The organism is Maritalea myrionectae (assembly GCF_003433515.1).
Taxonomy (GTDB): Bacteria; Pseudomonadota; Alphaproteobacteria; order Rhizobiales; family Devosiaceae; genus Maritalea; species Maritalea myrionectae.
This window is the reverse complement of sequence record NZ_CP021330.1, coordinates 1565425-1588952: the sequence shown is the minus strand read 5'-3', so window position 1 is coordinate 1588952 and position 23528 is coordinate 1565425. Positions and strand designations below refer to the sequence as shown.

At 52.7% G+C, this 23528-nt stretch carries 21 protein-coding genes; 7 read left to right on the top strand and 14 right to left on the bottom strand.

The window, feature by feature from the left end:
* Window positions 1-58: 58 nt before the first annotated feature.
* Complete coding sequence (locus MXMO3_RS07780; RefSeq protein WP_117395489.1) at window positions 59-835, top strand: head GIN domain-containing protein; 777 nt, start codon at window positions 59-61, stop codon at window positions 833-835.
* 137 nt (window positions 836-972) lie between these two features.
* Entirely contained in the window at window positions 973-2226 is a 1254-nt protein-coding gene (locus MXMO3_RS07775; protein WP_117395488.1) for a DUF2254 domain-containing protein, read from the top strand.
* Window positions 2227-2286: 60 nt separating this feature from the next.
* On the opposite strand, the gene alaS is transcribed toward MXMO3_RS07775, so the two are convergent.
* From alaS to flgB, 9 genes are all read right to left on the bottom strand, one after another.
* Window positions 2287-4941 (bottom strand): alanine--tRNA ligase, encoded by a 2655-nt coding sequence (gene alaS / locus MXMO3_RS07770; protein ID WP_117395487.1) that lies wholly within the window; start codon window positions 4939-4941, stop codon window positions 2287-2289.
* Window positions 4942-5107: 166 nt separating this feature from the next.
* Window positions 5108-6211: a recombinase RecA gene (gene recA, locus MXMO3_RS07765; RefSeq protein WP_027834326.1), complete on the bottom strand. Its 1104-nt coding sequence runs from the start codon at window positions 6209-6211 to the stop codon at window positions 5108-5110.
* Window positions 6212-6479: 268 nt separating this feature from the next.
* Window positions 6480-9044: a cell cycle histidine kinase CckA gene (gene cckA / locus MXMO3_RS07760; protein ID WP_425462133.1), complete on the bottom strand. Its 2565-nt coding sequence runs from the start codon at window positions 9042-9044 to the stop codon at window positions 6480-6482.
* A 146-nt stretch (window positions 9045-9190) separates the two neighbouring features.
* Window positions 9191-10276: a flagellar biosynthesis protein FlhB gene (flhB, locus tag MXMO3_RS07755; RefSeq protein ID WP_027834328.1), complete on the bottom strand. Its 1086-nt coding sequence runs from the start codon at window positions 10274-10276 to the stop codon at window positions 9191-9193.
* A complete protein-coding gene (gene fliR, locus MXMO3_RS07750) occupies window positions 10276-11049 on the bottom strand; it encodes a flagellar biosynthetic protein FliR (protein ID WP_027834329.1) in 774 nt (257 codons plus the stop codon). The genes flhB and fliR overlap by 1 nt, the downstream gene beginning before the upstream one ends.
* A gap of 2 nt (window positions 11050-11051) precedes the next feature.
* Entirely contained in the window at window positions 11052-11318 is a 267-nt protein-coding gene (gene fliQ / locus MXMO3_RS07745) for a flagellar biosynthesis protein FliQ (protein WP_027834330.1), read from the bottom strand.
* Window positions 11319-11340: 22 nt separating this feature from the next.
* Window positions 11341-11661, bottom strand: a complete 321-nt coding sequence (gene fliE / locus MXMO3_RS07740; RefSeq protein WP_027834331.1) for a flagellar hook-basal body complex protein FliE — start codon at window positions 11659-11661, stop codon at window positions 11341-11343.
* Window positions 11662-11735: 74 nt separating this feature from the next.
* Window positions 11736-12155 (bottom strand): flagellar basal body rod protein FlgC, encoded by a 420-nt coding sequence (flgC, locus tag MXMO3_RS07735; protein ID WP_036221611.1) that lies wholly within the window; start codon window positions 12153-12155, stop codon window positions 11736-11738.
* 15 nt (window positions 12156-12170) lie between these two features.
* Window positions 12171-12572: a flagellar basal body rod protein FlgB gene (gene flgB, locus MXMO3_RS07730; RefSeq protein WP_027834333.1), complete on the bottom strand. Its 402-nt coding sequence runs from the start codon at window positions 12570-12572 to the stop codon at window positions 12171-12173.
* A gap of 234 nt (window positions 12573-12806) precedes the next feature.
* Here flgB and MXMO3_RS07725 point away from each other — a divergent pair, with 234 nt between their 5' ends.
* Together MXMO3_RS07725 and fliP are read left to right on the top strand one after the other, a co-directional pair.
* Complete coding sequence (locus MXMO3_RS07725) at window positions 12807-13580, top strand: flagellar biosynthetic protein FliO (protein WP_117395485.1); 774 nt, start codon at window positions 12807-12809, stop codon at window positions 13578-13580.
* Between the two features lie 112 nt (window positions 13581-13692).
* Window positions 13693-14394, top strand: coding sequence for a flagellar type III secretion system pore protein FliP (gene fliP / locus MXMO3_RS07720; RefSeq protein WP_211198807.1), 702 nt, complete (start codon window positions 13693-13695; stop codon window positions 14392-14394).
* 13 nt (window positions 14395-14407) lie between these two features.
* Here fliP and MXMO3_RS07715 read toward each other — a convergent pair whose 3' ends face one another.
* The 5 genes from MXMO3_RS07715 to MXMO3_RS07695 all read right to left on the bottom strand — a co-directional run bounded on the left by MXMO3_RS07715 (window position 14408) and on the right by MXMO3_RS07695 (window position 20713).
* Window positions 14408-17686, bottom strand: a complete 3279-nt coding sequence (locus MXMO3_RS07715) for an ATP-binding protein (protein ID WP_162889178.1) — start codon at window positions 17684-17686, stop codon at window positions 14408-14410.
* 165 nt (window positions 17687-17851) lie between these two features.
* Window positions 17852-18622 carry a MotE family protein gene (locus MXMO3_RS07710; RefSeq protein ID WP_027834336.1) on the bottom strand — a complete coding sequence of 257 codons (771 nt, stop codon included), beginning with the start codon at window positions 18620-18622 and terminating at the stop codon, window positions 17852-17854.
* A complete protein-coding gene (locus MXMO3_RS07705) occupies window positions 18619-19077 on the bottom strand; it encodes a DUF6468 domain-containing protein (RefSeq protein WP_117395482.1) in 459 nt (152 codons plus the stop codon). Before MXMO3_RS07705 ends, MXMO3_RS07710 begins: the two co-directional genes overlap by 4 nt.
* A 1-nt stretch (window position 19078) precedes the next feature.
* Window positions 19079-20209, bottom strand: a complete 1131-nt coding sequence (gene fliM / locus MXMO3_RS07700; RefSeq protein ID WP_036221614.1) for a flagellar motor switch protein FliM — start codon at window positions 20207-20209, stop codon at window positions 19079-19081.
* Window positions 20210-20218: 9 nt separating this feature from the next.
* A complete protein-coding gene (locus MXMO3_RS07695) occupies window positions 20219-20713 on the bottom strand; it encodes a flagellar basal body-associated FliL family protein (protein ID WP_027834339.1) in 495 nt (164 codons plus the stop codon).
* 292 nt (window positions 20714-21005) lie between these two features.
* On the opposite strand from MXMO3_RS07695, the gene flgF reads away from it, so the two are divergent.
* From flgF to flgA, 3 genes are read left to right on the top strand one after another with little or no spacing between them, the layout of a single operon-like run.
* Window positions 21006-21743 carry a flagellar basal-body rod protein FlgF gene (gene flgF / locus MXMO3_RS07690; RefSeq protein WP_117395481.1) on the top strand — a complete coding sequence of 246 codons (738 nt, stop codon included), beginning with the start codon at window positions 21006-21008 and terminating at the stop codon, window positions 21741-21743.
* A gap of 23 nt (window positions 21744-21766) precedes the next feature.
* Window positions 21767-22552 (top strand): flagellar basal-body rod protein FlgG, encoded by a 786-nt coding sequence (gene flgG / locus MXMO3_RS07685; protein WP_027834341.1) that lies wholly within the window; start codon window positions 21767-21769, stop codon window positions 22550-22552.
* A gap of 15 nt (window positions 22553-22567) precedes the next feature.
* Window positions 22568-23524: a flagellar basal body P-ring formation chaperone FlgA gene (gene flgA, locus MXMO3_RS07680; RefSeq protein ID WP_117395480.1), complete on the top strand. Its 957-nt coding sequence runs from the start codon at window positions 22568-22570 to the stop codon at window positions 23522-23524.
* Window positions 23525-23528: the final 4 nt, after the last annotated feature.

Genomic DNA, 23528 nt, shown 5'->3' with positions numbered 1-23528 from the left:
CCCTTGTTTCAAAGTTTTCAAACCCAATATATGAGGTACACAAACAACGGGTATTTTTATGCGCAACACTTCCTCTCGAGCAACCACCCAAACCGCCCATTTTAAGTCTACTCGCCTTCTGGCAACAGTTGGCGCATTGGGGCTCGCTTTGGGCGCGTTTTTTGTGGCAAGCAATCCCGCCTTCGCTGATGAAACGCGCGAGTATGATTTTACGGACTTCTCCAAGATCGAAATTTCAGAATCTGTTGAAGGTTCTCTGGTGCAATCGAACAGTTTTTCGATCCAAGCCACAGCGGCAGATAAAGAGCTTCTAGATAGCCTGGTCATCGAAAAAACAGGCACCACGCTAAAAATCCACCGCAAAGAGGAAAGCCTGCTCAAAAGCTTGACCAGCCTTTTCGGAGGTCAGTCACCCAAAGTTGTTGTCACCATGCCCTTTTTGAGCGCGGCACATGCCAGCGCGGGCGCTGAACTTGCGATTGAAACGTTCTCGACGGAAAATATTGAACTTCACGCCAGTTCTGGTGCGGATTTGAACGCCAAAAGTCTCACGGCGATTTCGGTCAAGGCCGACAGTTCTTCCGGCGCCGATATTGAGCTTGCTGGCACCTGCGACGAAGCAGAATTTTCATCCAGCTCCGGCGCGGATCTCGATGCTGGTTCTCTTGAGTGCGACAGCGTTTTGGTTGACGCCAGCTCTGGCGCCGACGCAAGCGTCTTCGCCAGCGAAAATCTGAAAGCGAATGCCAGCTCCGGGGCGGACATTAACGTGCGCGGCAATCCAAGCACAACAGAAACCAACACCTCAAGCGGTGGTGAAATCGAACTGAAATAGCCGGCATCGGAGCCCACATGCGCGCCTCCCCTTTTTATTGTAGACAGCAAGTGGCGGTCACAGAGCGAATTGGCCATAGGCACGCTCATTTATCCGCTATAAAGTGAGATCTCGATCTCATTGTAGCGTGGCCAGATATGTTCATTTCCAAATTCTATTTCCTGTTTAAACAACTGCTATCGGAAATTTGGATCAGGCTCACCGCCTTCTCGCTGCTGGCCATTTTAACAGCGCTTGCCGCCGTCGCGCTCAAACCCTTCATTCCAGAGCAATGGATTTGGAATATGGGCAGCCAATCTGTTGAGCCCATTCTCAACATCATTGCGTCGTCCATGTTGGCCGTTTCAACATTCTCGTTGGGGATCATGGCCAATGCCATGTCGAGCGCCGCGCAATCCACAACGCCCCGCGCCACACAGCTCCTGCTTAAAGACAAAACATCTCAAAATGTCCTGACCACGTTTTTGGGCTCATTCATTTTCGCGCTGGTTGGCATTATTGCGCTGCACATGGGCGTTTACGACCAAGGCGGCCGCGTCATCCTCTTGGCGATGACGTTGGTGATCCTCATTATCATCTTCACATCATTTATCAGATGGATCGATCTACTGCGTGTATTTGGACGCATTCCAGACACGCTCGACCGGGTTGAAAAAGCCACCATTTCGACAATGGAAAATTGGCAAATTGATCCGCATCTGGGGTGCAACCCCTATCGCGAAAGCGAGCTCAAGACTGCCAACTGGACGCCCATCCACGCACAGCATCCTGAATATGTGCAGCATGTAGATTTGAACGCGCTGAATGAATATGCGGAGGAACTGGATGCCCGCATCTTCCTCACTGCCCAGCCCGGCACATTTGCGTGCCCCACCCTGCCCTTGGCATGGTGCTCGAAAAAGCTGCAAAAAGACCAAGAAAAGAAAATTCGCCGCATGTTCCACCTTGCGAACGAACGTACATTTGAACAAGACCCGGAACTCGGCTTTGTCGTTTTGGCCGAAACTGGCGCCCGAGCGCTTTCCAAAGCCATCAACGACCCCGGCACAGCGGCGGATTGCCTGCGGCGTGGCCTAAGGATACTCCTTCGCTTCACCCCAAAGGAAATTGACACTCCAGATTATGAACATATTTGGATCGCCCCCTTACCGCTCGACCAGGTTTTGACCACGCTCTTTGTGCCCATGATGCGGGATGGAGGCGAAATTTTTGAAATTCAAAGCACAATCGTCCATTGTTTGGAAAATCTAAGCGCTGCACGAAAAGAATTGTTCAGCGAACCGCTGCAACCAATCATTAAAAAGCATATCAGCCACCTTAAAAACGGAAATTTGCTTTCTGAAGAGATTGAAGCGCTGACCGCTCGGCTTCACAAACTTCAAAAAGCCTAAATGCCCGCACAAAAAAGGCCGCCCGGAAGGCGGCCTTATTTTCTTTGATGTCAGCAGCCTTTATTCAGCCAGCTTGGCCCGCACCGCATCAATCGCATCTTGCGCCTTGTCCGCATCCGGGCCGCCACCTTGTGCCATATCAGGCCGACCGCCGCCGCCTTTGCCGCCCAAGGTTTCAACCGCGACCTTTACAAAATCAACGGCACTCAGATTGTCCTTCAAATCGTCGGTCACCCCAACGGCCACGCCAACTTTGCCGTCGTCGCCAATGCCAACAATCGCGACAACACCCGATTTGATCTGCTCTTTGCCCTGATCAACCAGTCCGCGCAATTCTTTTGACGGCAAACCTTCCGCCACGCGCCCCATAAAGTTGACCTCGCCAACCTTCTCAATTTCGCTGCCACCACCGGCGCCGCCGCCCATGGCCAGCTTTTGCCGTGCATCTGCCAATTGCCGCTCAAGTTGCTTGCGCTCGTCCAGCAGCGCGTCAACGCGCGAAACAATATCTTTTGGCGCCACCTTCAACCGATCAGCAATCTGGCGCACCCGCGCCTCTTGCTCGGCGAAATACGCCCGCGCTGCATCGCCCGTCAGCGCTTCAATGCGGCGCACACCTGAGGCCACAGCACTTTCACCAACAACAGCCACAACCCCAATCTCGCCAGTCGCCTTCACATGCGTACCACCGCATAGCTCCATCGAGTAAGCCTGATTGCCCTTATTGTCGTTGAGCGGTTTGCCCATCGACACCACGCGCACTTCATCGCCATATTTTTCGCCAAACAGAGCCATTGCACCCGCTTCGATAGCGTCATCAACTTCCATCAAACGTGTTTCAACGGGGCTGTTTTGCAGCACGATGCTGTTGGCCATTTGCTCGATCTGCTTCATCTCTTCCGCACCCACCGCTTTGGTGTGTGAGAAGTCAAAACGCAACCTATCGGGCGACACCATTGAGCCTTTTTGAGCCACATGGTCACCCAAAGTCTCGCGCAGCGCCTCATGCAGCAAATGCGTGGCCGAGTGATTAGAACGGATAGACTGACGCCGTACCGCATCAACGCTGAGATGCAGCGCATCCCCAACCTTGACCGTTCCTTCATTCACCTTCGCATGATGGGCAAACACACCGGCTGATTTGGTGGTGTTGGAAATGGTAACGTCAACGCCCTCTTCGTGGGCACGTCCGGTATCGCCAACCTGACCGCCGCTTTCGCCATAAAACGGCGTTTGGTTGAACACCAGAACACCGGTTTCACCCGCAGCCAGTTCCTCAACTTCAGCACCATCTTTAATGATGGCAAGTACTTCGCCATCCGCCTTTTCGGTTTCATATCCGAGAAACTCAGTGGCCCCTTTTTGATCCGCAATTTTGAACCAGATCGCCTCCGAAGCTGCATCCCCGGAGCCTGACCAGTTTTTCCGGGCCTCAGCCTTTTGCGCTGCCATGGCCTCATCAAAGCCTTTTTGGTCAACATCAATGCCGCGCTGGCGCAATGCATCCTGGGTCAGGTCCAGCGGAAAGCCATAAGTGTCATAGAGCTTAAACGCTGTCGCCCCTTCAAGGGTCGCCCCTTCGCTTAAGCCTTCAGTCTCATCTTCCAAAATCTGCAAACCACGGCTCAAGGTTTTCAAGAACCGTTCTTCTTCAAGCTTGATCGTTTCCTTGATCATCGCCTCGCCGCGTGACAATTCGGGATAGGCTTGGCCCATCTCCCGCACCAAGCTGCCCACCAATTTGTTGATCACAGGCTCATTGGCCCCCAACAAAGTCGCATGGCGCATGGCACGACGCATGATCCGCCGCAGCACATAACCGCGGCCCTCGTTCGACGGCAGAACACCCTCGGAAATCAAGAATGACATGGAGCGCAAATGATCGGCAATTACCCGGCGGCTTTGGTCGCCCTTATCGCCAATATCCGTGTTGGTGACATCGGCCACGCCAGCCAAAAGCGCCTTGAACATATCGGTTTGATAATTATCGTGGGTGCCTTGCAAAACGGCGGCGATCCGCTCAAGCCCCATGCCCGTGTCAATTGACGGCCGCGGCAAATCAGTGCGGTCACCATTGGCGTGCTGCTCATATTGCATGAACACCAAATTCCAAATCTCGATGAAGCGGTCACCATCTTCTTCCGGGCCGCCCGGAGGGCCACCCCAAATATGGTCACCATGGTCAAAAAAGATTTCCGATGATGGACCACATGGTCCGGTGTCACCCATCATCCAAAAATTGTCGCTGGTGGCGATGCGAATGATGCGATCATCACTAAGACCCGCAATCTTTTTCCACAAATCAAAGGCTTCATCATCTTCGTGATAAACCGTGACCAATAGCTTGTCTTTAGGAAGACCAAATTCCTTATGCACCATGTGCCAGGCATGCTCGATGGCTTGCTCTTTGAAGTAATCGCCAAATGAGAAGTTGCCCAGCATTTCAAAGAATGTGTGGTGGCGTGCAGTGAAGCCAACATTGTCCAAATCATTGTGCTTGCCGCCTGCGCGCACACATTTTTGCGCGCTTGTCGCCCGAGAATAGTCGCGCTTTTCAACGCCGGTGAACACGTTTTTAAACGGCACCATACCGGAGTTCACAAACATCAAGGTCGGGTCATTGCGCGGCACCAATGGCGCGCTATCGACCAATTCATGATCATGTGATTGGAAGTAATCAAGAAACTTCGATCGAATATCGTTTACGCTGGTCATAAATCTCTGTCGGCCTTGCACAAAAGTCAGAACTTCAGGCGGTTTTACACGCCACAACTCGCCCTGTCCAGCAATTGAGTGGCGGTTAAAGTTCGACAATACAAACAAAAAAGGCGCCGAAAAATTTCGGCGCCTAAATGTCAGCAAGGACAAATTAATCCAACATCTATTTGTCGGACTTATCGACAATCTCAAGACTATCATCAGCCTCGGTTTTGTCTGGTTGCGGTGGGGCAATCATATTTTCGGTCAAAAGGCCGGCACTCTCGCGCACGCCGCTTTCAATTTCATAAGCAATTTGTGGATTGTCCTTCAGGAACTGGCGGGCATTCTCACGCCCTTGGCCCAAGCGCTCGCTATTGTAAGAGAACCAAGACCCAGATTTCTCCACCAATCCGGCTTTCACACCCAAATCAAGCAACTCGCCAGTTTTGGAAATGCCTTCGCCGTAAATAATATCGAACTCAACCTGGCGGAATGGTGGTGCCAACTTGTTCTTCACCACTTTCACCCGTGTCTGGTTGCCCACCACTTCGTCACGATCTTTAATCGCGCCGATGCGGCGAATATCCAAGCGCACAGATGAATAAAACTTCAGCGCGTTACCACCTGTTGTGGTCTCCGGCGACCCAAACATCACACCAATCTTCATCCGAATTTGGTTGATGAAAATCACCATGGTTTTCGACCGTGAGATAGAGGCGGTCAATTTACGCATGGCCTGGCTCATCAAGCGCGCTTGCAAGCCGGGCAAACTATCGCCCATTTCGCCTTCCAACTCGGCCTTTGGCGTCAATGCCGCAACAGAGTCGACCACCAGCAAATCAATGGCGCCAGAACGCACCAACGTATCGGCAATCTCCAAGGCTTGCTCGCCAGTATCTGGTTGTGAGATGAGTAAATCATCAATATTCACGCCAAGCTTACGGGCATAAATCGGGTCCAGCGCGTGTTCAGCATCAACAAAGGCACAAATGCCACCAGCGCGTTGCGCTTCTGCAATCGCATGCAAGGTCAGCGTGGTTTTACCTGAGCTTTCAGGTCCAAAAACCTCGATAACCCGACCACGCGGCAAACCGCCAATACCCAGCGCAATGTCCAACCCCAACGAACCTGTAGGAATCGATTCCACTTCAACAGCAGAATTCTCCCCCAGGCGCATAACAGAGCCCTTACCGAAATTTCGCTCAATCTGAGAGAGCGCGGCCTCAAGAGCCTTCTTCTTATCCATAGATCCCCCTTCGACGACGCGAAGTTGTGAATTTGCCATATGCCCTCTCCTTATTCCAAAGTCCTGAGGTCCATGCAAATTTATTCGGACCAAGGGAAAAATACAGTTTGTACTATATTTGTTCTCATATTTTAAGGGCGTTGTCAATCTAATTAAGTAATTGAAATAACATCAGTTTGAATATTTGTTCTATTTTTGATCCAAAAACACATGCAAATTAACCATTTGCGTTAGTTACAACTGTCGCAACTTAGGATTGTTCGGAAACCAGAAAACCGCCAAAGAATCAGATTCGCAACGATCCCGCTTAATCCAAATCAGCCTGATCTTCAGTCTCACCTTCCAAAACAGTCTTCACTTTGGCAGCCAGTTGTTTGAGCGAGAATGGCTTTGGCAGGAACTCGACGCTCACATCATCCTCAAGGCCCTTGCGCACATTTTCTTCCGCATAGCCCGAAACAAAGATCACTTTGATATCCGGATAACGCTGGCGCATTTCACCCAACAAGGTTGGTCCGTCCATCTCTGGCATGACAACATCGGAAATCAACAGTTCAATCTCGCCGTCAATTTCTTCCAGCACTTCAAGCGCAGCCACGCCGCTATCGGCCTCATGCACCACATAACCCGCTGACGACAATGCCCGTGCGGAGAAGGCGCGTACGCTATCTTCATCTTCCACGATCAAGATGCGCTCTTTGCCTGTAAGATCGCGCGCTTTCTGCGTGATGGCCCGATCAGCGGCTTCGCGAGGCACATGCGCATATTTAGGCAAGAAGATACGGAATGTTGTTCCCCGGCCCAATTCGCTATCCGCGTAAATGAAGCCACCTGTCTGCTTCACAATGCCGTAAACGGTCGACAGCCCAAGCCCCGTTCCCTTGCCAATATCTTTGGTGGTGAAGAAGGGTTCAAAAATCTTGTCTTGCACCTCTTGGCTCATGCCAGTGCCGGTATCGGCCACTTCGATCAAGACATAGTCAGCCGCCGGCATGCCGCGATAATTGAAGGTGGCCGCTTCGGCTTCTGTCACGTTGCGCGTGCGGATATCCACAGACCCACCGTCAGGCATCGCATCACGGGCGTTGACCACAAGGTTGATCACCACCTGCTCAAGCTGCACATGGTCGGCCCGCACGGCCCAAAGCTCGGCTTCGTGATCGACGCTTAGGCTAATGCTATCGCCAATCAACCGCTTGAACAGCACCGTCAAATCATCGACCAACAGCGACACTTCCAGCACTTCAAGGCGCAGAGTTTGCCGCCGTGAGAACGCCAGCAATTGCCGCACCAACCCAGCAGCGCGGTTGGCATTCTGCTTAATTTCCATCGTATCTTTGAACGACGGGTCATTGGGGCGCAAATTGAGCAACAACAAATCCGAAAAGCCAATAACGGCAGTCAGAATATTATTCAAATCGTGAGCAATACCGCCTGCCAACTGGCCAACAGCCTGCATTTTCTGGCTTTGTGCAAATTGCTGTTCCAGCACCCGCTGTTGCGTGGTGTCCAGCGCATAAACAATGGCGCTTTCGCCCTGCTCATCCGGGTCTTCAATGCCGGAAACATAAAGCCGCACACTGCGTTCCTCGTCACTTTTCAGCACCGCATCCACCGGCTCGATTGTGGAATGGTTGGCGTTGGCCTGCTCCAACGCGGTCAACAAATTCGCTTTCGCATCGTCAGAAACGAAGTCGGACAACGGCAAATGATCAATCGGTCGCTCGCCACGCTCATTGTCAAATGTGCGCATAAAGGGCGCGTTGGTGCGTAAAATACGGCCCTGTGAATCCACCGCAGCAATCGCAAACGGGGTGTCGTTGAAAAAGCGTGAGAACTTGACTTCAGCCGTGCGCAATTCTTCGGAAAGATCCGCGCCTTTGGAACGGTCCAGCACCAGCGTGCGTGTTTCGCCCAAATCGCCCTCGGCCAGGCGGGCAGCCCGATGCAGCAACCGCACGGGCAAATTGGTGCCATCGCGCTTGACCAGATCAATATCAATAATTTCGGTTTTGATTTGCCCGTCAGCACTGCCCCCCAGCAATAGGCCAGAGCCATCGCCGCGCACAATTTCAGAAAGCTGAATGGAGCCCGTATCGAACTCCGCCAAATCATAGCCCAGCCAATTGGCCAAAGTGGCGTTTAAATATTGGATTTGGCCATTTCCATTGGTGGAAAAGAACCCGGCAGGCGCGTGATCAAGATAATCAATCGCGCGTTGCAGTTCCAAAAAGATGTTTTCTTGTTTGGCACGGTCGCGCGAAATATCCTCAACACTCCACATGACGAGCGCGCGCCCCCCAGCTTGGTCCACAGCAGGCAGCGATTGCACGCGCACACGATACCAAATGGGCATTTCTGGGTTTTCACCAGTAAGCGACGTGGTCAAACGAATATCTTCGACCGCCCGACGCCCTTCCTGAGCAGCGCGCGACAAACGATAGATCGGCTCTGCGGCCTCAGGCGCGCTGGCAAAAAGCCGCGGCACACTGGCCAATGCAGTCCGGTCCAACCCGGCCACAAGCTCGCCATAGGCGGCATTGGCATAAACCAACCGGCCATCCCGATCCGACACCACAGCGCCATAATCGAGGCTATCCACAATCGCGTTTTGCAGCGCGGGGCCATCATCATGATGCGACAGGCGAAACAGCCCGGCCGCCAACCCGAATAGGCTGAACACGCCGAGCACAGCCAACAGGCCAAGCACCAGCATCAAAATGTCGGCAGATATCTGATCGCCATAGACGGCATAAACAACGGCCAAGCCGATAAAAAAGAGCGTCAAGACCAGCACGCGCCAAAGCCCAGGATTCCCCAGGGGCTTTTTCACAGCTGGTTGCGGATATGTGTCCTCTTGGAGCGGGGTCACCGCCATCGTCCATGCCCTCTCACACTACTCTACTTCGGCATTGAGAATCACCAAAGTTAACCCTTCATAAATCTTTGCGCCAATTGCGTCCAACCACAAGTGAATGTGGCGATTTATTTGGGCTTTTGCCCGAAGGAGATGTATTTTTATGACGATTTTGCACTCCAGGAGCGCACACGACGCAAGCGCATCACATAGCCGATCACTTCCGCCACCGCTTTAAAGTGCTGCACAGGTATCGCCTCCTCAATTTCAACCGTGGCGTGCAACGCCCGCGCCAGCGGCGGATTTTCGACAATTGGAATATCGTGTTCCGTGGCCAATTCCCGAATTTTAAGCGCGACCTGATCCACGCCCTTGGCCATGCAGATCGGCGCAGACATGCCCGCTTCATATTTCAGCGCCACCGCATAGTGGGTCGGGTTGGTGATCACCACGCTGGCATCGGGCACATTCTGCATCATGCGCTGGCGCCCCCGTTCAGCCCGAATTTGCCGCAGTTTGGCTTTGACCTTTGGGTCACCTTCCATTTGCTTATATTCGTCGCGCACCTCTTTCATGGTCATCTTTTGTTTTTCAAACCATTTGTTGCGCTGATACATAAAGTCTAATCCAGCCACCACTGTCACAACCGCCAACGTCGCCAGAATGATTTTGATGCCCATTTCCTGAAAGGTGAGCATCAAAGTGGCGGGGTCTGCCGTCACCAACGTGTCCAGCCGATCACGCTCCGGCCACATCACCAAAAACATGATGAAAGACACGATCGAAAGCTTGGCCAAACCTTTGGCGAAATTCACCAATGCATCTTTGGAAAACAAACGCTTAGCACCACTCAACGGCGACACTTTCGACCATTTCGGCTTGAGCGGATCGAGCGACCAAACCGGCGCATGTTGCACCAGATTTGCAGCAAGCGCGAAACCTGCCAGGATCAACAATGGCACCAGCGCCACCAACAAAACGGTACCAGCGATTTCATTCCAAAATCCGGCAAACCCGGCTTCGCCAATTTCATATTGGTCCGCATTCGCCATGACGTTTTTCAACATCCCGGTCAGCGTGCCAGCCGTAAACGGTGCCATCAGCGAAAAGATCAATGCCGTGCCGAGCAGCATAAACCAGGTGGTCAGCTCTTGGCTTTTCGCCACATCCCCCCGTTTGTGCGCGTCTTGCAGCTTTTTCTCGGAGGGGTCCTCGGTTTTCTCGGACTTATCCGGTTCGTCAGCCATTATCTCACCCCAACAAGTGCCATAAAGAATTGCTCAAGATGTTCGACATAGAGCACCATCATCACGCTGAGCAGCAAGGCGAACAGCAAAAGCCCCAACGCAATATTGGCCGGCATGGCGATAAAGAACACCTGCAATTGCGGCATCAAACGGGCCAAAAGCCCCAAGCCGAAATAGAACACCAAGCCAAAAACAATAAACGGCGCAGACATTTGCACCCCAACAACAAAGCTGGAGGAAATCACCTCCAACGCCATGGTCGCAGCATCTTCCAAAAGGATTGGCGCCCCCGGCGTAAAAATCTCATAGCTATGATAAATCCCTGCCAACACAAGATGGTGCAAATCCATCGAAAAGATCAGCGTCACCCCCAAAACGGCGATGAAGTTACCAAAAATCGCCCCCTGCAAACCGCCCTGTGTGGGGTCAGATGTTTGGGCGAAAGACAAACCGGTCTGAAACGCAATCGTTGAACCGGCCACCTGCGCCGCAGAGGTCAACAACCGCGCGGTCCCCCCAAGCACCAAACCAACGGCAAGTTCGGAAGCAAGCAAGGCAATAATCGGATAAAAAGCCAAACTGGTTTGCGGATAGGTCGTTGAAATCAAGGGATACATAATAAATGTGAAGGTCAGCGCCAGCGTCAATCGCATCCGAATAGACAGGCGGCTTGATGAAAATCCCGGCATCAACATGATCAACGTGCCCAAGCGGGCAAAGATCAAAAAATAGAGCAAAACGGTTTGCGGCAACCAATTGATGCTGAGATCCATGGCTACCCACCGGTGATGATCAGATCAACCACCCTGTCCATATACCCTGAGAGTTGCGCGCCCATAAAAGGCAGCATCAACAGCATCGTGATGAAAATGGCCAAAATTTTTGGCACAAACACCAAAGTCATTTCCTGAATTTGGGTCAGGGCCTGGAACAACGCGATCACAACGCCCACCACAAGCCCAACAATCATCAAGGGAGCCGACACATAAATCAGTGTCCAAATACCGTCTTGTGCAACGTCGAGAACTTGTGCGCCGGTCAACAACGCCTCCTAATTATGCCAATTAGATCGGCATCTGCATGATTGATTCATAGGCGGTGATCACCCGGTCACGAATCGTCACCACCGTTTCCATCGCAATCTCAGTCTCGGAGATCGCGGTCACAACATCAACCACGTTTGAATCACCATTCACAAGATCCATGGCCTTTTGGTCGGCCACACGGCCAGTTTCGACCACTTCTGTCAAAGATTGGGTCAGCATTTCGCCAAAATCTGGGCCGTTGCTCGGCTTTTGCGCCAGTTGTGCGCCCTGCTGCCCGGTGTTGCCCAGCTGTGCTGCGCTCGCATATGCGTTGGACGCTGCTGCAAATGGTACGCTCATATTATTCCCCAATTTTGTTTGGCATTAAGCAGCGCGCCATTCCCCAATTTTGCGCTGCTCAGCCCTTCCCGTAATTATCCGCGTAAAATGTCCAGCGTGCCGCCCAACATTTGCCGGGTGACGCTCACCACGTTCAAGTTGGCTTCATAAGTGCGCTGGGCTTCCCGCATATCCATTGTTTCAATCAAGCTGTTCACGTTTGGATAAAGCACATAGCCGCGCTCATCCGCCGCCGGGTGGCCCGGCTCATAACGCGATTGAAAGTCGCTTTGATCATAGGCAACGCGCCCAATCTTCACCTCATTCGCCGACAATTCATTGTTATAAACCGCCTCGAATGTCGGCACCTTACGCCGATACGGGTCCTGCCCCGGCTCCTTCGCCGCAGAGCTGGAGTTCGCCATGTTTTCAGCGATAATCCGCATCCGCGCCGATTGAGCGTGCAAGCCAGTGGCCGCAATTTTCAGCGAATTCATAAAATCAGAAGACATCATTCACCTCTATTTCTACTAGCGACCCAGCGCAGTTCTAATCAACCGCAACGAGCGTTTATAAACGGCAGTTGCCGCTTGGTAGTCCATTTGGTTGGTGGACACCTTCATCATTTCATCTTCAAGCACCACACCATTGCCTTCAGGCGTAATCTCAAAGTTATTCATTTGCCGTGCGCCGAATCCGTCCGCGCCTTGCCCCACCACGGAAATATGGTTCACATTGGTCACGCGAGTCGAAACCGTACTCATCTTCAAGTCGGACTGGTGGGTGGCAAAGTCGAACTCTTTCAGATCCCGCCCGCGGAAATCAGGCGTATCTGCGTTGGCAATGTTCTCTGCCAACAATGTTTGCCGTGTCTGGTGCCACTTCATCTTCTGCGTCAATGCATCGAAAAGTGGCATCTTTGTAATCGACATACCTACCTCGCTTTAATGCTAGGCAGATATTGCCGGGCAAATGGTTAACGCGGCGTTAATAATCTGTGCAATTTTCAATAAATGCCGGGCAATAATGTTTCAAAATGCATCAGGGCCCCGATTGACCCTTGCGCTAGGCATTTTTTGCCAGCATCATTTTTTATGTGATCACCACATTTTGACCAGATAGGTTTCTTATGCCACACATCACAAGAGACGAACATAGAGGCGACAATGGGTTTTTTAACTGAGATTTTAGGCGAAGATTTGGGCAATATTGCCATTGTGATTGGTGGGCTGTTTATCACCGTACTGGCCATCATTCTGGTCGTTTGGCTGATCAAGGTGGTTTTTCGCGCCAGCCGCGATGGCATGCGCTCCAAACTGCGTCGCCTGGCGGTGCTGCAATCCGCACCCGTGGACAATAAGCGTCAATTGGTAATTATCCGCCGCGACGATGTCGAACATTTGTTGATGATTGGCGGCCCCAATGACGTGCTCATCGAAAGCGGGTTCCAAAGCCCTACCGAAACCCAGCGGTCGGTCGCCACGTCTAAGCTGGACCCACCCAAAAATGAAAATATGAAGGCTGAAGTTGAGACAAGCGAGAGCGTGCAAACCGCGCCGCCAATTGTCGCAAAGCCACGCCCAGCAGGCCCTTCACGCACAACACCTGTATCGCCACTCGAAGATCGGGTTGAACCACCCCTGCGTGAGCCCCAAGCCAATAAAGGCGCCAATGTCACCCCAATGCCAAACCTTGCCCCAATTGAAAAGCTGCAGGAGCTGGCGCGGTCCACACCTGAGTCAGGCGCCAAAACCCTCAAATATCCGGGCCTCTTGCGCGGTGGCAGCAAGCAAAAAGACGTGGATAGCCTGGTTTCTGACAATAAAAATCAAGAAGCGAAAGCCGACTCAGATAAATTGAACGCTGAAAACGCTCCCAGCGAGCACGAAGGAGCCGACACAGCGTCAGACCATGGGAAAGACAAAGCCAAACAAGATTAGTTTGCGCCTCGCGCCGGCGACAATGTCCCCGGCGCAACTGTTCACGGCTGAACGGCTAAAATCCTTCGGCTGGTTCAGCGCAAAATCTTTCACATTCTGCTTTGTGATTCTGATGCTGGGGGCGCTATTGGTGTTCCCCAGCTTCGCCCAAGATATCTCCATTGATTTTGATGACCAAACCACCCTGACCGAGCGGGCTGTTCAGCTCATCGGGATCATCACAATTCTGTCGCTGGCACCGTCTATTCTGGTTATGGTAACCTCATTCACACGGATTGTGGTGGTGTTGTCCCTTTTGCGCACAGCAATTGGCCTGCAAACCGCGCCGCCAAACTCAGTGATGATTTCCTTGGCGCTGTTCCTCACCGCCTTCGTCATGGCCCCCACACTGCAACAATCCTACGATCAAGGCATTGCGCCATTGGTGGCCGGGGACATGTTGATTGAAGAGGCCGTGCCAGAGGCCATCGCCCCGCTACACGAGTTCATGCGCGCCCATGTGCGGGACAAGGATGTGCAGCTATTTTTGGACCTGACGGAAACACCTATTCCGGAAGCCCCGGAAGAGCTGAGCATCACCGTACTGGTGCCGGCCTTTATGATCTCAGAACTGCGCCGGGCATTCGAAATCGGCTTTTTGCTCTTCGTGCCCTTCATCGTGATCGACATGGTCGTCGCGTCAGTGCTCATGTCCATGGGCATGATGATGCTGCCGCCCATCGTGATTTCATTGCCGTTTAAACTGATTTTCTTTGTGCTGGTCGATGGCTGGAACCTGGTCGCAGGTTCATTGATCCGCAGCTATATTGGCTGACCAAGCACCTGCCCTACAAAATGTCCTGATCAGGCGCCAACGCCCCGGTGGTGCCATAGCGCTCTTTATAAGCGGCTAGGAATGAGTTGAGCGAATCCACATCAGCAATCTCTTTTGCCAAGGCCTTAAACTCAGATGTGCCGAAGGCTGTCTTGCTTGTCACAAACTCAAACACGGGCCACTCTGGTGTCGATGCCATGCGATTAGAGAACTTGGCCCGCAATCGCGTGAGGCCGATCTCATCACCACCCAATGTGTAAGCGACCGCCGCTTTCACAAGGTCATTACGCACGCTTGTGGGCAAAGAGCCGCCATCCGTATATTGGTCCGCATAAATGCGCTCAATCAGCTCGCCCGCTTCCCGATAACGGCGTCCTGCCCAATGGGCATCCACCTCCAACAACCGCGCATCAAAGCCCTCAATTTTCCGCAATATGTCGACAGCCAGCTCATCACGCCCCGCATCGATCAATGCTTTTGCTTCCAATATCCGACGTTGACGTTCCAGCTGAGGTACCAAATTGGCAAGACGCGTTTTGTAGAGCGCTTTAAGCGCCAGATCAGCGCGCCGATTGGCAATGTGGATGATGGCGAGGTCAGCCGCAATTTTGGCGCGTGCCACCCCTTCCAGCCGGTTTTCAACTTGATAGTCAAGCAGCTCCGCGGCCTGATCGAGCAGATCCACGCGCACCAAACGCCGCGCCAAATTACGGATCATTTCATCGCCCTTGGCGCCAGCTGGGGTTAAGCGACGGAAGTCATAATAAAGCCCCAACGCCCGGATGGGTTCCAACCGATCTGCTTCACCATTCAAAAACAGATTTTCAAAAATCTGGCGCGAAAGCTCAAAATGACGCGTTTCCTGAGGCGTATCCTGGTGCACAACTTGCATGCGTTCCAGCGTCTCGAAACCACCGCGATAGTCCTGGTTTTTGAACTGCAAACGCCCGTAAAGCTCTTGGATGTTGGCGCCCAACTCGCCACCGCGCCACGCCAGCGATTGGATGGACAAGGTCGCCACCGCTTTATCGAGATCGATATTGCCTTGCTTTTCCAACACGAGCAAAGTGCGATACACGGCCTCCGCATAGGTCGGGCGAATATCCATATTCAGCACGCCGCCATAAGTATCCAGCGCGTCCGCATATTCGCCATCAACCTCATCTACGCGGCCGGCGAGCAAATCATATCGTGACAAATCCTCTCTGCTCAGCGTGCTAAAATCGATCCCACCCAAATAGCGGATGGCCGAAGTGGAATCGCCTAGCTCAAGCGCCGCCCGCGCCGCGGAAAAGAAAAACTCATTGGCCACCCAAAGTGGATAGGCCTCAACCGCCTGTTCGGCCAACAACGCATCATTCCGCGCGATTTCATATTCACCGCGTTTGGCCCGGGCAATGGTGCGCCAAATAATGGCATCAGCAGCCTCTAAAAACTCATCCTCAAGCAGTATTTCCAGCGCTTCTTCATAGCGATGTGCCAACACGTTGGCTGCGGCTTGCACAGTCTTGGCTTCCTCATAAAGCTTTGGCCGTTTGGTGTCTTCTTCCCAAACCTGCAATACGCCGAGTGCTTCATGTGTGAGCTGGTTTGCCAGATAATATCGCGCCAACTCAACCCGCGCGCTCTCGCGTGCCGCGCCTTCAGCCTCAGCCGCACGGGCCAAAATTTCCTCACGCTTCTTGACATATTCATTCGGCCGCGTTTCGCTTGCCGTCAAATCGATATACCCAACGCGTTCGCCAACTTGTTCAGGCGCTTCACGATTGATGTCTGTGGCAGAAGACAGCATAAGCTGTCCCTCGGCATCGATAATAACTTCCGACCCGTCAATTTCCAGCCGAACATCGGAATGGTAAGGCTTGATGACCAGGCCGTGGACCGCCCGCAATGCTTTAAAATCCACATATTCGAGGTCGCGTACGATCGCGCGTGACGGCGGGTAAGCCGTAACCACCTGCAACATATCGCCCACATTGGGATCGCGTAACTGGTGAACCCGGCCAGGTCGCAAAATGTCCGCCACCAAAACTGTGCGCCCATCGCTTTGTTGCGCCTGTGTCAACGTCATCGGCTCAGTTGGTGCAATCAAAATATCACCCAACGACAACACCCATGACCGACCTTCAGCACCCAATGTCGCCAAACGATCCGCGTTCATGGTCATTTGCACAATCTGGGTTTCCCCCGCTTGGTCAACGTCGATAGATTGGGCAATCCCCCCCAGCAGTTCCGTGTCCGCAGGCGGATCAATCGCCACATGAGTGTCAAAAACCATCCAAACGGTCTCGCCCCGCTTAAATACGGCTGCTGGTGTGTCTTGCTCAAATGGGAAAATCAGGCGAACCGTACCACCAATTTTGTTCACAAACGGCGTGATCCGCACTTGGCGCGACAAGGAGGGTGTCTTGCGCAACAGCGGATCTATTTCCTCTTCTTGTGCTGCCACTTCATCCTTATCGGCGATCTCTTCCGGCAGCTGCTCTGGCGCAACCTCGGTGATCGGCACCCCAACGTCCTCACGCGTGGAGAAATCCAAATCGAGCGTATAATTTCTCTTATCCTCTTGGAAAAAGCGCGGCTCAACATTCTCAGTCAGCTCGAAACGCACGATCAATCCATCGCGCGTTACTTCCTTGCTAACGCTTTCAATTTCCTCAGGTAATTCGGTTTGAATGGGATAGAGATCAACATCCACCGGCCACTCAAACTTTAGCGCGCCGCCCTTGACGGTCTCGGTCCAGCTGGCTTCAGTATCGATTGTCCACTCAAATTTAACGCGCGTGAATGTGGGATGTCGGCCAACGCGCACAATGGCGTTCGGCTTGGTTTCGCGCGCGATCCGTTCTTTGCGCCGCTGCTCCGCCAACTTGGCCGCCTGCTCGGCGCGCAAAGCCAGCTCCGCCACCACATCCTCGGGCAACGCAGGGTCAAGCCCTTGCCAATCACGGGGGATAAAATCAATAAACAAACGTTCACCGGCTTCAATCCGGTTGATGCGATAGTCCTGTTTCAGACCAAAACGAATGCCTTTTAAATCCGGATCGACCCGGGCAACAGCAACATATTCGCCCAATTGCTCTGTCACATCAGGCAATTGCACATCGATGGGTTGTGAAAACTCAATGCTCATCACCCCACCGCTGGTCGAAATGGAGTATGACGGCAGATTTAGCCGATCAACAAATTTAAGAATAATGCGCCCAAAGCCCGGCTGGCCCTGCGCCACAAGTTCAAGTCGCTGCTTCTCTTGTTGATTTTGCGCCAAGGCAAAGGTCGGCGCAAAAGACATAGCAATCCCGCCTGCGAGCGCGGATAGCACCAACGCTCGGCACAACGCTTTTTGCATGGCTTTTATCAACACCATTTGCGGGATGGGCCTCTTCACGATTAATCGTCGGGACAAATCTAACGCCTAGCGATTAATACTTTACTTACCAAACCAGCGTTTCAGCCCTTATTGCCCCACAATTTGTGGCAGGCCACCATCTTGATTTGGCACCGTTTCCATCTGCTGGAGATTGGGGTTGGCGAGGTTGATGGTCAATGCTTCGGCCTTCTCGCCATCCATGCTTGCCAAAATTGAGGCCATTTTTCGCGGATTCATCTGCTCGACCATCCGCACCAGAACCAACATATCCAAGCGATCAAAAATGCGGGCTGCATCCTTGGGCTTCATGTTTTCATACATTGAAACAAGCGATTGGAATTGCTCATCTTCCAAGCCTTCTTTCCGGTCAACAAGCTGTTGAATACGTGCTTCAATTTCCTTCAATTCTGCCGCTCTGGTTTCCAGCCGAATTTCTGCCGCGCGCACAATATCTTCTTGCACACGCAGTTGCGCCTCAAGCGTATCCAACTCTTTGCGGCGCTCGCTCAAGCGCGCAAGAATTGCACGTTCCGTGTCGGCAAGATCATCTTCGGACTCCCACGCAACAATGTCGCCATTTTTCATCAACGTGATTGGCGCAGCATCAGTGGGCTTTTCCTCCGCCGCCATTTCTTCCTCGGTCATGCTGGCATCATCAGCCAAGCTATTGCCGGATTCCTTCGCCATGTCGTCTTCTTGAACCTCGGCATCCTGAGGCTCCGCCGGGGCTTCCTGCGCGATAACCGTTTGGGCGCCGCCAAGGGTATATCCATCACCTGAAACAACGCCCAGAACTTTAAACAAAAACAACGCACTTGCGGCGACGATCACCACAGGCAGCAGGCGGACAGAATTCATGCGGCTTCACCTTTTGAGCGGGTGTATCTATCCAATTGCGACAAGGCATTGCGCGCTTTGGGCTGGCGCGGTGCTTCGGGCGTATATTGTTCGCGCGCGGGCAAGCCCTTTTCGGCTTCTGCTTCGCGCGCGGTTTTGGCAATCTGGCTGATTTTTTCCAGCAAACTGTTGCCGGCATGCACGTGTTGGGCAATTGAAGTGTTGAAGCCTTCAGCTTCCTGCAGCCGCGCTTGCAATTGCGCATCCGCCTCGGCCGCGGTTTGCTTCATGCCTTGAATGGCACCATTCGCCATATCCGTGGCGCGCACCAAATCTGTGATCATCGCCCGCAGCGCATCCCGGTCTGCATGCAGCCGCTTCAAACGAACATTAAGCACATAGCAATAGCCGATGGTCAGCATCAGCAAAATGGCCACGGCGCCTTCCACGATCAATCCAAAAGCCAAACCACCCATATTAGTCACTCCCCTGCTCGTCCATCGCCTCAAAAACAGCCATCGTCACCTTTGGTGGATTGAGCGGACGGGTTACACGTACTGAAACATTTTTGCCAATATGGCCCATTTGCGCTTCGGTCAATTTCACATCACCACAACGCAATGTTACCGGATCTGTCGGCGTGCGCTCGAACATCAGCGTGTCACCTTCAGAAATATTCATCGCCTGCGACAGCGGGATTTCCCACTCATGCAGCACTGCTTCTAACTCAGAGTCTGCCCGATAGATTTCAGAAGCCAAGTGGCCTTCCCAAATCGGATCACGGCCGAACTTCTCACCCATGAACATTTGCAGCAATTGCTCACGAATGGGTTCGATGGTCGCGTAGGGCAGCAAAATCTCAACTTTGCCGCCGCGATCATCCATATCAATGCGCAGCTCAATCAAAATGGCGGCATTGGCAGGGCGCGCAATCGCGGCAAAGCGCGGGTTGGTCTCCATGCGCTCAACGTTGAAGGTCACGGGCGTTAGCGGCTCAAATGCCTTCATCATGTCATCGAGGATCAACTCGATCATGCGCTGGGTCAGGCTCATCTCGATGGTTGTATAAGGACGCCCTTCAACCCGAATGGTGTTGTTGCCCCGACGCCCGCCGAGCAGCACATCAATCATGGAATAGATGAGGTTACTTTCAACCGTCATCAAACCAAAATTGTCCCACTCTTCGGCCTTTAGCACGGTCAGAATGGCAGGCAACGGCACTGAGTTTAGATAGTCCCCAAACCGCACCGAGGTGATGCTGTCGAGTGAAACTTCAACATTGTCAGATGTGAAATTGCGCAATGATGTTGTGGTCAACCGCACCAAGCGGTCAAACACAATCTCCAACATGGGCAGGCGTTCATATGACACAAGCGCCGAGTTGATCAGCGCTTGCACGCCAGACATTTCGCCTTCGCTCAAGTCAGCCTGATCGAAGCCCAGCAAATTATCGATTTCATCTTGGTTGAGGATACGGTCGGCATGACTATCACCGTCACCGTCGCCCTCGCCTTCAATCATCGAGGCCCATTCAGACGCCATATCATCGTCACTCTTGGACTGTTCTTCGTCCAGGGCGCTCATTAGATCGTCATTTTCATCAGCCATGATGTAACCTTATTGAACCAGAATTTCTTTGAACAGAATGCTGTCCACTTGTGCAGGAAACACCGCGAGGTTCACCCGGCGCCGCAACTCTTCTTTCAAGCGATAAATGCCGGCAGACCCTTCAAGGTCGGAGCGGCGTAACTCGCGCAGATAAACCTGAAATGTGTCCAACACACGCGGCATGCGTGGCTCCACAATGTCGATCAGGGCTTCATCAGATAGCTCCAGCGCGATGGCGAGCTTGAGAAACACTTCATCATTGTCCGCATCATCATTCAAATTCACGGTGATGGTCGGCAAATCATAAAAAACGCTGGTCCGCACTTCCGCAAGTTCGGGCTTGTCGCTGCCATTGCCGGCAAAGAAAAAGAAGTATGCGCCGCCACCAGCTGCCGCCAAAAGGGCAACAACAGCACCGATAATAACCATCAATGGTGGTTTCTTTTTTCCGGCTTCGCCTTCTTCGCCATCTTCGGGGGCGGTATTTGCGTCTTCGTTGGCCATGCCAAACCTCAATTATTCAAGAATCATAGGCGCTGGGCGCACATTGCCTATACATACTAGTGGTAAGGTCGAGAAGGTTAACGAAGAGTTACTTTTTGCATTTTGCGGCAATTTTTGCCCGGTAATTTTTGCCACCTAGAAAATATTGATTTGCGATTTTGAATAAAACTTTATCAATAATTGTGATAAATCAATAACTTAGAAAACTGGCACGATCCTCGCATTGTTATTGGCAGGCCCGCTGACTTGGGGAAGTTAAACGGCCAACAATTAAATTGGGGAGACAGGTGCCATGGAAAACGCACAGCTCATCGGCCTATCAAGACAAATCGCATTGCGGCGTCAAATGGACGTTGTGGCCAACAATATGGCCAACTTGAACACAGCCGGTTACAAAAATATGGACATTCTTTTCGAAGAGTATGTCATGCCGGTCGCCCGTCATAAAGATTTCGAAATGATGGACCAACCGCTTTCTTATACGCAGGATTGGGCCACCATTCATGACTTTGCCTCCGGCAGCATCACGCAAACAGGCAATCCGTTAGACATCGCCATCCAAGGCGACGGTTTCTTCGTGATCTCCACACCTGCTGGCGAACGCTACACCCGCAACGGCGCTTTTCAACTGAATGAGCGCGGCGAGCTGGTTACGTCTGAAGGCTACAACGTGCTCGCCGATGGTGGGTTTTTGACCTTTAACCCAGGCGAAACCGGCATCACCATCACCGAAGACGGACGCGTCAGTTCTTCTGCTGGCGATAAGGGCATCTTGCGGGTCGCAGAGTTTGAAAATCCTCAAAGCCTGCGCCGCGAAGGCGACACCATGTTTTCGGGCGAAAATCCCATTTTTGATAATCCATCCCGTTTTGTGCAAATGGCCATCGAACGCTCCAACGTTTCCGGCGTCTCCGAGATGACAGAAATGATCCGCGTCACCAAGGCCTATGAATCCATCTCGGGCATGCAACAACGCCAGGACGAGTTGCGGCGCACCGCCATTCGTAAGCTCGGCGACACTAAAGCTTAAGTGAAAGCGAAAGGAATTAAATCATGAAGGCACTCTATATCGCTTCCACAGGCATGTCGGCGCAAGAGCGGAACGTGGAGATCATCTCCAACAACATCGCCAACATGCGCACCACCGGCTTTAAACGCCAACGTGCCGATTTTCAGGATTTGCTCTATCAGGTCTATCGTCGTGCGGGGTCGCAAACCTCCGCTGCAGGCACCCAGTTGCCTACAGGCGTTGAGATCGGCTCTGGTGTTAAAACCGGCGCCACACCGCGCATTATGAGCCAGGGCAATATTCAACCGACGGAAAAAGAGCTCGATATTGCCATTCGTGGCGAAGGGTTCTTCTCTGTTGATCTGCCGGACGGCCGCACCGGCTACACCCGCGACGGCTCGTTCGAACGCGATTCAAACGGCCAGTTGGTCACCATTGAAGGTTATTTGGTCCAGCCCGGCATCAACATTCCCGCCAATGCGCGCGCCGTCTCGATTTCAGCCGATGGCACCGTTGAAGCCTTTTTGGACAATGAATCAACACCAACAGCCTTAGGACAAATCCAACTGAGCCGCTTTGCCAACAAAGCAGGCTTGGAGAGTGCGGGTGACAACACTTATGTCGAAACCGCAGCATCCGGCCCGGCACAAAACGGCGTAGCCAACCAGGATGGCTTCGGCAACATGCTGCAAGCTCACCTCGAACTGGCCAACGTTAATGCCGTAACCGAGATTGCAGATTTGATCGCCGCGCAGCGCGCCTACGAAATGAACGCACGCGTTATTTCCGGGGCTGACCAGATGCTGCAAGCCACATCGCAAATCCGCTAGGGGTAGGCTGACATCATGTTTAAAACACTCACCAAAACAGCGCTTATTATCAGTGCTAGCCTTATGGCCCACGCGGCTCTGGCGATGCCTGTTCTTAAGCCATCCATCGTGGTGGACACAAAAGTGGTCACCGTTGGCGATATGTTCGACAATGCGGGCATTCATGCGGAAACAGCTTTGTTCCGCAGCCCTGCACCAGGCACGGTCGGCGCGGTTCCCCTCACCTCTGTTCATTTGGCCGCGCAACGCGCCGGCTTTACAAATTATGATACTGCGGGCCTTTCCCAAGTGCGGGTGGAACGCGCTGGCGTGAAAATTGACGCCAACTTCGTCAACCAGCTGGTCAATGACGAGTTGATCAACCGCCAATTGCTGCTGGAAGGCGAAACGGCAAAAATCCGTCTCAACACAGCGCTTAAAGGCCTTTTTGCCGACGGCGCATCTGACAATCCAGTGATGGTGCTCGATTTTGAAGTTGGGCCCGAAACACGCACATTCGCCGCCCGCTTGGCCCTTTCAGGTCACAAGCAACCCCTTCGGGTCGATGGCCGGATCGATATTATGGTGCAAGCGCCATTCATCACTCAGTCAATTTCCAAGGGTGAGATCCTGAAGCTAAGCGATATTGAAATGCGCCCCGCTTCAGAACAAGTGATCCGGGCACAAGGCCCTGTGCTGCTTGTAGATTTGGTTGGCAAAAGCCTTACCCGTTCTTTGCGCAGCGGCAGCCCGATCCGCATCTCTGATGTGGCCGAGCCAGATGTGATCAACCGCAATGACCTTGTGACCCTTTATTTCAAAAAGGGTGCGCTCACCCTCACCGTGAAGGCCAAGGCCTTGCAATCAGCAGCCATCGACGAGCCTGTCACCGTTCTCAATCTGATGTCCAACAAGCCAATTCAGGGCATCGTTTCGGGCGCTGGCACTGTGACCATTCCGAGTGGTCCGGCCAAAATAGCAGCAGCGAATTAGGAGC

Excerpts from the sequence above, each read along its gene's own strand:
- MXMO3_RS07780 (WP_117395489.1), top strand. The coding sequence starts at position 59 with ATGCGCAACACTTCCTCTCGAGCAACCACCCAAACCGCCCATTTTAAG.
- MXMO3_RS07775 (WP_117395488.1), top strand. The coding sequence starts at position 973 with ATGTTCATTTCCAAATTCTATTTCCTGTTTAAACAACTGCTATCGGAA.
- alaS (WP_117395487.1), bottom strand. The coding sequence starts at position 4,941 with ATGACCAGCGTAAACGATATTCGATCGAAGTTTCTTGATTACTTCCAA.
- recA (WP_027834326.1), bottom strand. The coding sequence starts at position 6,211 with ATGGCAAATTCACAACTTCGCGTCGTCGAAGGGGGATCTATGGATAAG.
- flhB (WP_027834328.1), bottom strand. The coding sequence starts at position 10,276 with ATGGCTGACGAACCGGATAAGTCCGAGAAAACCGAGGACCCCTCCGAG.
- fliR (WP_027834329.1), bottom strand. The coding sequence starts at position 11,049 with ATGGATCTCAGCATCAATTGGTTGCCGCAAACCGTTTTGCTCTATTTT.
- fliE (WP_027834331.1), bottom strand. The coding sequence starts at position 11,661 with ATGAGCGTACCATTTGCAGCAGCGTCCAACGCATATGCGAGCGCAGCA.
- flgC (WP_036221611.1), bottom strand. The coding sequence starts at position 12,155 with ATGATGTCTTCTGATTTTATGAATTCGCTGAAAATTGCGGCCACTGGC.
- flgB (WP_027834333.1), bottom strand. The coding sequence starts at position 12,572 with ATGTCGATTACAAAGATGCCACTTTTCGATGCATTGACGCAGAAGATG.
- MXMO3_RS07725 (WP_117395485.1), top strand. The coding sequence starts at position 12,807 with ATGGGTTTTTTAACTGAGATTTTAGGCGAAGATTTGGGCAATATTGCC.
- fliP (WP_211198807.1), top strand. The coding sequence starts at position 13,693 with ATGCTGGGGGCGCTATTGGTGTTCCCCAGCTTCGCCCAAGATATCTCC.
- MXMO3_RS07715 (WP_162889178.1), bottom strand. The coding sequence starts at position 17,686 with ATGTCTTTTGCGCCGACCTTTGCCTTGGCGCAAAATCAACAAGAGAAG.
- MXMO3_RS07710 (WP_027834336.1), bottom strand. The coding sequence starts at position 18,622 with ATGAATTCTGTCCGCCTGCTGCCTGTGGTGATCGTCGCCGCAAGTGCG.
- MXMO3_RS07705 (WP_117395482.1), bottom strand. The coding sequence starts at position 19,077 with ATGGGTGGTTTGGCTTTTGGATTGATCGTGGAAGGCGCCGTGGCCATT.
- fliM (WP_036221614.1), bottom strand. The coding sequence starts at position 20,209 with ATGGCTGATGAAAATGACGATCTAATGAGCGCCCTGGACGAAGAACAG.
- MXMO3_RS07695 (WP_027834339.1), bottom strand. The coding sequence starts at position 20,713 with ATGGCCAACGAAGACGCAAATACCGCCCCCGAAGATGGCGAAGAAGGC.
- flgF (WP_117395481.1), top strand. The coding sequence starts at position 21,006 with ATGGAAAACGCACAGCTCATCGGCCTATCAAGACAAATCGCATTGCGG.
- flgG (WP_027834341.1), top strand. The coding sequence starts at position 21,767 with ATGAAGGCACTCTATATCGCTTCCACAGGCATGTCGGCGCAAGAGCGG.
- flgA (WP_117395480.1), top strand. The coding sequence starts at position 22,568 with ATGTTTAAAACACTCACCAAAACAGCGCTTATTATCAGTGCTAGCCTT.